This window comes from Hubeiibacter jixunmingi, from assembly GCF_041928215.1.
In the GTDB taxonomy this organism is placed as follows: domain Bacteria; phylum Pseudomonadota; class Gammaproteobacteria; order Pseudomonadales; family Moraxellaceae; genus Acinetobacter.
This window is the reverse complement of sequence record NZ_JBHFHK010000081.1, coordinates 1-7,902: the sequence shown is the minus strand read 5'-3', so window position 1 is coordinate 7,902 and position 7,902 is coordinate 1. Positions and strand designations below refer to the sequence as shown.

Below are 7,902 nucleotides of genomic sequence, written 5' to 3'. Positions count from 1 at the left end.
AATTGGCTGTCGCTAAAGCCCTTGATTGTTTCGTATCTCATCTTGTCATTATATCAAAACTTTCGCAAGAGGTCTATATATTATTGGTGTGCTGGATAAAAATAAATATGATTTTTAGATGGATTAATTTAAAAATTGATTTATAGGACAATAAAATATTTTAAATAGGTGAATATATGAGGAAAATATCTTTAGAGACCATTGTTAATAATGATAATGCTATCTTCTCTAGCGAATACTTAGTGTTTGCAAAATTTTACTACAGAGTGGGTTATGGCATGACGTGTTATCTATCTTCCAAAAATAGAAATTTTCCTGAAATAATTTTACCTATAGAAGTAGGGGAAATTGTTGAAATAAATGATGAAAAATTTGGCATTATGACAGGTATATTTGCCTATGCTGATTACGATGCTGAGCTATCCGGAGTCTTAAATAGATTAGATAATGGATTTTTATATTTTTCAAAGATATATTCACTTAGATTATCTGATGGAATAAATAGTCAATACTTTGAAATTAATTTAAATTATTAATTTTGAAATTATCTGTTTATTCGACCCTGAATGAAAATTCGCATGAATTAAATCATCTTTGGGTGGAAGTTAAAAATTAGGAGAGAAAATGTGTAAATTTGATATAAGCTCATATGGAGAATCATTTTTTCCATTTGAATATGATACTTTGGTTCAAAATTATATTTCTTATAATTTTACAAATGATATCGAATCGAATATTTCATTATCACTGTAAAATATGGCACTTGATTGTGCTGATGAAGACATTAGTGATGTTATCCTAGAAAATAATCCAACAAGCGTACTATCATTAATTAAAGATAAGTATCAATATTTTTATTATAATAAAGCATCCGTTTTAGATATTAGTGGTATAAAATTTATTTCTATTAGAGCTAAGCATGGTAAAAATGATACGTGGTTACCCAATACTGATGAAAAGATTCATTGGCATTCTATGGGAAGTTTTGATATTGGCGACAAATGTTTATTATTGTCAGGTAAGAGTACAGATTACCAAGATTTATATTTGAATTTTCTTATAGTTTATTCTGGAAAGGCAATTTATAATTTCTCTAGTTCTGAAATTTTTACTCTTTGTATAAGAGATGATTACAAAACTATAGAAAACACAGCTCAATTAATCAATCAAGAAAAGGATATTATTTTGATGAAAACAGCAAAAGATTTTGATGCAAATATTTTTAATGGTATTCAATGCCCATTCTTTGAGAATGAAGATTTTTTTAAATTTTTCAAAAATAATGTTGCTATAAAAAGCTTTAAGAAATAAATATTTACCAAGTATTTAATTTTTTTCTGTTTTGAAAATCAAAGTATTGTTTGGAAAGATAATTTAACGAGAATTTTAAATGAAACAATGAACACTAAGTAAGCAAAAACCGCTTGAAAATCAGCACAAAAGCCCTATTATTAAGCCAATCATTTAAGTTGTGTTGAAGATGCCATGTTTTTCCAAGATACCATTGCCGAACTTGATTTAAGCCGTTTAAAAAAAGGCGAACGCCGTTGGTTGGGCAATTTACAAGGTTCAGCAGCAAGCCTAATTTTGGCGGAAATTCAACAACAACAGCCACAATTGATGCTGGTGATTGCCAATCATTCCAATCACTTAGCACAACTCGAAGCCGAATTACATTTTTATGGCATCGAACCACAGGTTTTCCCAGATTGGGAAACTTTGCCTTACGACCGCCTATCACCGCATCAAGATATTATTTCCGAACGCTTGGCATTATTAAGCAATTTACCCAAAACAGGTGTGATTTTAATCACCGCAGCGACATTAGCACAACGTGTTGCCCCTGCCAGTTGGTTGCTCGGACAGCATTTTAATATCAAACAAGGCGAAAAATTTGATGTCAAACAACAACGTGAAAAATTAATCACCGCTGGCTATCGTCTGGTCGATACCGTGTTTGAACATGGTGAATTTGCCATTCGTGGTAGCTTGATGGATATTTTTGCATCAGGACAAAATCAACCTGTGCGTATTGACCTGTTTGATGATGAAGTGGAAAGCTTACGCTTTTTTGACCCAGAAACCCAACGCACCACCGAAAAAATCCAAGAATTCAAAATCTTATCTGCCAAAGAATTTCCATTGCACGAATCTCGTAGCGTATTCCGTGACCGTTATGGCGAAGTGTTTGCCAATGCCAATCCAAAACGTAATCCAATTTATCAAGATGTGATGGACGGTATTGCCAGTACTGGGCTTGAATATTATTTTCCACTGTTCTTTAGCCCTGAACAAATGCAACAAAGTAGCTTTTTAGATTATCTACCTTTGGATAGTTTGATTATTCACAAGCCAAGTTTAAATGAGCATATTCAACATTTTTGGCAAGAAGTTGAACGCCGTTATGATGACCGTAGCCATGATATTGACGTGCCGATTTTAAAACCTGAATTATTATTTATTGCAGAACAGCAATTATTACAGCGTTTTAATCAACATCCACGTTTGATTGTTAGCGATAAAGCATTTGATTCTAAAGCAGGTGTGGTGAATGTGGTAATACAAAGCCCACCGCAATTACCTGTAGAACATAAATTGGATAATCCTTTTGAAAAATTACAACAGTTTATCGACGAACAACGCCAACCAATATTATTGGTGGCAGAAAGTGCAGGGCGTAGAGAAACATTAAAAGATAATCTCAAATTAAATAATCTCACTGTGGTTGATAGTTATCAAGATTTTCTCAAAAATTTTATCGAAAATAAATCAAAAAATAATATTGCCATTACCCATGCTCCTTTGGAACGTGGTTTATATTTACCGAAACAAATTGCCATTATTACCGAAAATCAATTGTATGAACAACGGATTATTCAACGTCGTCGTAAACAACAAAAAGAAGTTTCCGAAGAATTTTTAGTTCGTAGTTTAACTGAATTGTCGATTGGTGCACCAGTTGTGCATATTGATTATGGTGTGGGGCGTTATGCAGGTTTAATTAGTCTTGAGATTGATGAACAAATTCATGAATTTTTACAGCTGAATTATGCCGATGATGCCAAAGTTTATGTGCCTGTCACTAATTTGCATTTGATTAGCCGTTTTAGCGGTGGTGATCCCGATTTAGCCCCGTTACATAAATTGGGTACAGATCAATGGAATAAAGCCAAACGCAAAGCATTAGAACAAATTCATGACGTGGCAGCAGAATTATTGCATATTCAAGCACGCCGCCAAGCCAAACCTGGATTTGCTTTTGAATTGGACGAATTGGCATATCATCAATTTGTTAGCGGTTTTGCTTATGAAGAAACGCTTGACCAACAAAATGCCATTCTTGCTACGCTACACGATATGCAACAAGCACGCCCGATGGATCGTTTGGTGTGCGGTGATGTGGGTTTTGGTAAAACCGAAGTGGCGATGCGTGCTGCATTTTTAGCCGCTCAAAATGGTAAACAAGTGGCGGTGCTTGTGCCGACCACGTTGCTCGCTCAACAACATTATGAAAGTTTTAAAGACCGTTTTGCTAATACCGCCATTCGTGTTGAAGTGTTATCGCGTTTTGGTAGCAATAAAAGTCATCAAAAAACCATTGCCGATATTGCCGATGGCAAAGTGGATATTGTGATTGGTACGCATAAAATTTTGCAAGAAAGTGTGCAATTTGCCGATTTGGGCTTGATGATTGTCGATGAAGAACACCGTTTTGGCGTGCGTGATAAAGAACGCATTAAAGCCATGCGTGCCGATGTCGATATGCTGACGCTCACCGCAACGCCAATCCCACGAACGCTAAATATGGCATTTTCGGGTATGCGTGATTTGTCGATTATTGCTACTCCGCCTGCACGTCGTTTGGCAGTGAAAACTTTTGTGTTAGACCAAACAGAAGCGATAATTAAAGAAGCGATTTTGCGTGAATTATTGCGTGGTGGGCAAGTGTATTTCTTGCATAATGAAGTGGAAACCATTGAGCGTACCGCGGAAAATTTGCGAGTATTATTGCCTGAAGCACGGGTGGCAGTCGCTCACGGGCAGATGCGAGAAAAAGAACTTGAACACGTCATGCAAGAATTTTATCATAAGCATTACAATGTGTTAGTGTGTTCAACCATTGTCGAAACAGGTATTGATGTGCCGAATGCCAATACCATTATCATTGAGCGTGCGGACAAATTGGGCTTGGCACAATTGCATCAATTGCGTGGACGTGTTGGGCGTTCGCACCATCAAGCCTATGCTTATTTGTTAGTGCCATCGGTAAAATATCTCAAAGGCGATGCGGAAAAACGCCTTGATGCCATTCAACGTGCCAATACTTTGGGGGCTGGTTTTGTGCTTGCCACAGAAGATTTGGAAATTCGTGGAGCAGGGGAACTGTTAGGCGAACAGCAAAGTGGTAGTATGCAAAGTATCGGCTATAGTTTGTACATGGAAATGTTGGAAAAAGCCACGAAAGCGGTGCAAAAAGGCAAATCGCCAAATTTTGATGCACCATTAAATTTAACAGCCGATATTAACTTGCATCTGCCTGCTCGCATTCCTGATGATTATTTGGGCGATGTGCATCAACGTTTAATGTTTTATAAACGCATTAGTAATGCGGTAGATAGTCAAAAATTGGAAAATATTCGTATAGAATTGATTGACCGTTTTGGCGTATTGCCTGCGGAAGTGAAACATTTATTTGCGGTACATCAAATCCGTTTAAAAGCCGAACGTCTGGAGATTTCTAAGATTGATTTTAGTCGTTTTGGTGGCTCGATGGAATTTTTACCTGATACGCCAGTACAAGCCATGACCATTATTAAATTAATTCAAACCCATCCAAATCATTATCGGATGGAAGGCGGACAACGTTTGAAATTAACCCAAAGTGTCGAACAACATGATGAACGCATTGATATCGTGGATAAGTTATTGACGCATTTATTGCAAAGTTTGACTTGATTAATTTGATAGCAAAGCCAGCAGCTATTTTTTAGTTTGAATTCAAGAATCATAAATAACGTGAGTTCGGTTTAAAAAGGCATATTTTTATTGTAATTATATGATTTCTAAAAAGTAGGGTGTGAGAAACATTGTTTCGCAAGACGCACCTGAGAAGCGATTAAAGCTTCGCAAGATGCCGTTTTCTGAAAGGTGCGTAAGACGCACCCTACAGATGAATTAAATTTACTTTTAAAATCAAATGATTATATCTTAGTTTATCCCGAACTCACGTTAAATACCCTAACATGTTATCATGATTAGGGCATTTATATTTGTCATAAACATCGCTGATTTATTTCTGCCCCATGACACCACGGATCGTATTTAAGACATCGGCAGGCAATACCACAGTTTTTGCATTGTTTGACTTTGCCATATCCTGCATCGCTTTAACATATTGCTCACCAAGCAAATAAGCCAAAGGAATCTCTTTATCACCCACTGTGGCACTGACCATGCTGATAGCTTGTTGAGATGCTTGTGCCAAGACCACTTGTGCTTCTGCATCACGACGAGATGCTTCAAGACGACCTTCTGCTTCTAAGATCGCTGCTTGCTTTTCACCGTCTGCACGTGTCACTGTAGCACGACGTTGACGCTCTGTCGCAGCTTGTGCTTCCATTGCAGATTGCATAGTAATTGATGGTTTAATGTCTTGAATTTCTACAGTTTTTAAGGTGATTCCCCAGTCAGCAATGTCATCAGAGATCGCATTTTTTAGATGTGCTTTGATATGATCACGAGAAGATAAAGCATCATCTAAATTCATTTCACCAACAATCGAACGTAAAGACGTTTGTACCAAATTTTGGATTGCCCATGTATAGTCTTCGATACCATAGACTGCTTTTTCGGGTGTGGTGATGTTAATATAAGCTACTGCGTTCATTAACAACACGGCATTATCTCGGGTAATCACTTCTTGTGAAGGTACATCCAAGACGATATCTTTGGTCGTGATTTTATATGCTACTTTGTCCATAAAAGGAATAATAATATTAATCCCTGGTCTTAACGTTGCATGATATTTACCAAGACGTTGAACAATATGTTTATAGCCTTGTGGCACTAATACCACCGAACTATATACAGCGATTACAACTAAAACTGCAAATATAACTGTAAAACTCATCTTTATTTCTCCAAATATATCACTACAACATTCATTTTTACTTCAATGGCATCAAGATATTAAATATCAAACTTAATATCAAATCTAATAAGGTTTTACGACCAATTGATTTCCCAAAATATCGACCACGATACTACGATCACCAATATGAATAGGTTCTAAACAGCGACACGTCCATTCATCTGTTCCCATAATAGGCATTGGAAAACGTACAATCACTTCATTATGTTCAGGAATTTGGGCAATAACCATGCCTACTTGACCGATTGTATTTTCACGTGTGCCAAGCCTGCCTGAGTACGATCTTTAAAGCGTGGCTTGATTAATTTGAACCATAATATCGCCAAGATGACAGAAAGAATGGCCCATATAATAATTTGTGTAGTCAATGCCATACTGCTTATGATCAGTAATAAAACACTCACCAATATCGCAGCTAAGCCAAACCAAAATATTGTAAAACTCGGGATAAAAATTTCCATTACCATCAGGGCAAGCCCGAAGATAAACCAATGCCAAGGTTGTATATTCATCACATACGCCTCAATCAAAATTGTTGTGTTTAAATGTTATGCATACGCTGATATAAGCTAAAAACTGTTCGCATAACACATCGTTTTTTTATAACATAAATTTATACGTGCGTATAGCTTTTTTGTACTTTTTGTAAACTAAAATGGCTTTACACAGCATCACTTTGTTCTGTTAAACTCATGCCAGTAAATCAGATTGATATGACCATTTTATGACAGTCGAACATTCATCACAACATCGCCATTTTAGTCAGCAAACGCCTTATTATTTGCCGATGTTACTGTCATTATATTTGGCACAAGGCTTGCCGTCAGGGTTTATGACGCAAGCACTGCCTACATTGTTACGTCATTATGGTGTGTCTTTGGTTCAGATAGGTTTATCGGGTTTGTTGATGCTACCTTGGGCGATTAAGTTTTTGTGGTCACCATTGGTTGATCGTCATAAAAGTGCATTGCATGGACATTATCGCAGTTGGATTTTGCCACTGCAGTTTTTGATCTGTGTGCTTTTGGTCGGTATCAGTTTTGTGCCAATCGAGATGGCAACACAAAGTCATATTTTATGGCTGTTGTTTGTAGGATTATTTTTACTCAATTTATGTTGTGCTACGCAAGATATTGCAACGGATGGTCTGGCGGTAAATATTTTAAAAAATAATCAACAACATTGGGGTAATATGCTTCAGGTGACAGGCTCACGCTTGGGCTATTTATTAGGTGGTGGAGCGGTATTATATTTTATAGGTATTATTTCATGGCAAATGACATTTATATATCTCAGTATTTCAGTTTTATTAAACTGTATTATGATTTACTTCTATAAAGAACCAGATTTTCATCATCAGTCTCATAATACCACTTTAAAAGAAAATAAAAAAATTAATCTAAAAGTATTTATAAAAAAAATCAAACAAAGCTATGGTTATTTACTACAAAGTAAACTGCTTATCGCATGGCTGATGGTATTAGTAACTTATAAATTAGCGGATGGCTTATTTAATATTATGAGTAAGCCAATGATGATTGATATGGGTCTGACAATACAAGATATTGGTATTTATATCACCAGTTTCGGTGTGATTGCTGCTTTGATTGGTGCAGTACTGGGCGCATTGTTGGTACAACGTTTCTCTAATGGCAAAGTGCTATTATTATTTTCTATATTAGGGTGTGTTGACATACAAAGAAAATCAGTTATTCTGATTATATGAATAGACTAACACTTACTGATGCCCA

At 36.2% G+C, this 7,902-nt stretch carries 5 protein-coding genes and 1 pseudogene; 4 read left to right on the top strand and 2 right to left on the bottom strand.

All coding sequences use genetic code 11. From position 1 onward, the window contains the following. Positions 1-176 precede the first annotated feature (176 nt). From ACEYX7_RS09985 to mfd, 3 genes are all read left to right on the top strand, one after another. Positions 177-536, top strand: coding sequence for a hypothetical protein (locus ACEYX7_RS09985; RefSeq protein WP_374803316.1), 360 nt, complete (start codon positions 177-179; stop codon positions 534-536). 220 nt (positions 537-756) lie between these two features. After that, positions 757-1,311: a hypothetical protein gene (locus tag ACEYX7_RS09980; RefSeq protein WP_374900520.1), complete on the top strand. Its 555-nt coding sequence runs from the start codon at positions 757-759 to the stop codon at positions 1,309-1,311. A gap of 174 nt (positions 1,312-1,485) precedes the next feature. Next, positions 1,486-4,956, top strand: a complete 3,471-nt coding sequence (mfd, locus tag ACEYX7_RS09975; RefSeq protein WP_374803312.1) for a transcription-repair coupling factor — start codon at positions 1,486-1,488, stop codon at positions 4,954-4,956. Positions 4,957-5,290: 334 nt separating this feature from the next. Here the strand turns inward: mfd and ACEYX7_RS09970 are convergent, their stop codons facing one another. Together ACEYX7_RS09970 and ACEYX7_RS09965 are read right to left on the bottom strand one after the other, a co-directional pair. After that, complete coding sequence (locus ACEYX7_RS09970) at positions 5,291-6,130, bottom strand: SPFH domain-containing protein (RefSeq protein WP_374807022.1); 840 nt, start codon at positions 6,128-6,130, stop codon at positions 5,291-5,293. 84 nt (positions 6,131-6,214) lie between these two features. Then, a pseudogene (locus tag ACEYX7_RS09965) lies at positions 6,215-6,663 on the bottom strand (NfeD family protein). Positions 6,664-6,875: 212 nt separating this feature from the next. Between ACEYX7_RS09965 and ACEYX7_RS09960 the strand changes: the two are divergent. Continuing rightward, complete coding sequence (locus tag ACEYX7_RS09960) at positions 6,876-7,877, top strand: MFS transporter (RefSeq protein WP_374900519.1); 1,002 nt, start codon at positions 6,876-6,878, stop codon at positions 7,875-7,877. The last annotated feature ends 25 nt before the right edge of the window (positions 7,878-7,902 follow it).

Excerpts from the sequence above, each read along its gene's own strand:
- ACEYX7_RS09970 (WP_374807022.1), bottom strand. The coding sequence starts at position 6,130 with ATGAGTTTTACAGTTATATTTGCAGTTTTAGTTGTAATCGCTGTATAT.
- ACEYX7_RS09960 (WP_374900519.1), top strand. The coding sequence starts at position 6,876 with ATGACAGTCGAACATTCATCACAACATCGCCATTTTAGTCAGCAAACG.
- mfd (WP_374803312.1), top strand. The coding sequence starts at position 1,486 with ATGTTTTTCCAAGATACCATTGCCGAACTTGATTTAAGCCGTTTAAAA.
- ACEYX7_RS09985 (WP_374803316.1), top strand. The coding sequence starts at position 177 with ATGAGGAAAATATCTTTAGAGACCATTGTTAATAATGATAATGCTATC.
- ACEYX7_RS09980 (WP_374900520.1), top strand. The coding sequence starts at position 757 with ATGGCACTTGATTGTGCTGATGAAGACATTAGTGATGTTATCCTAGAA.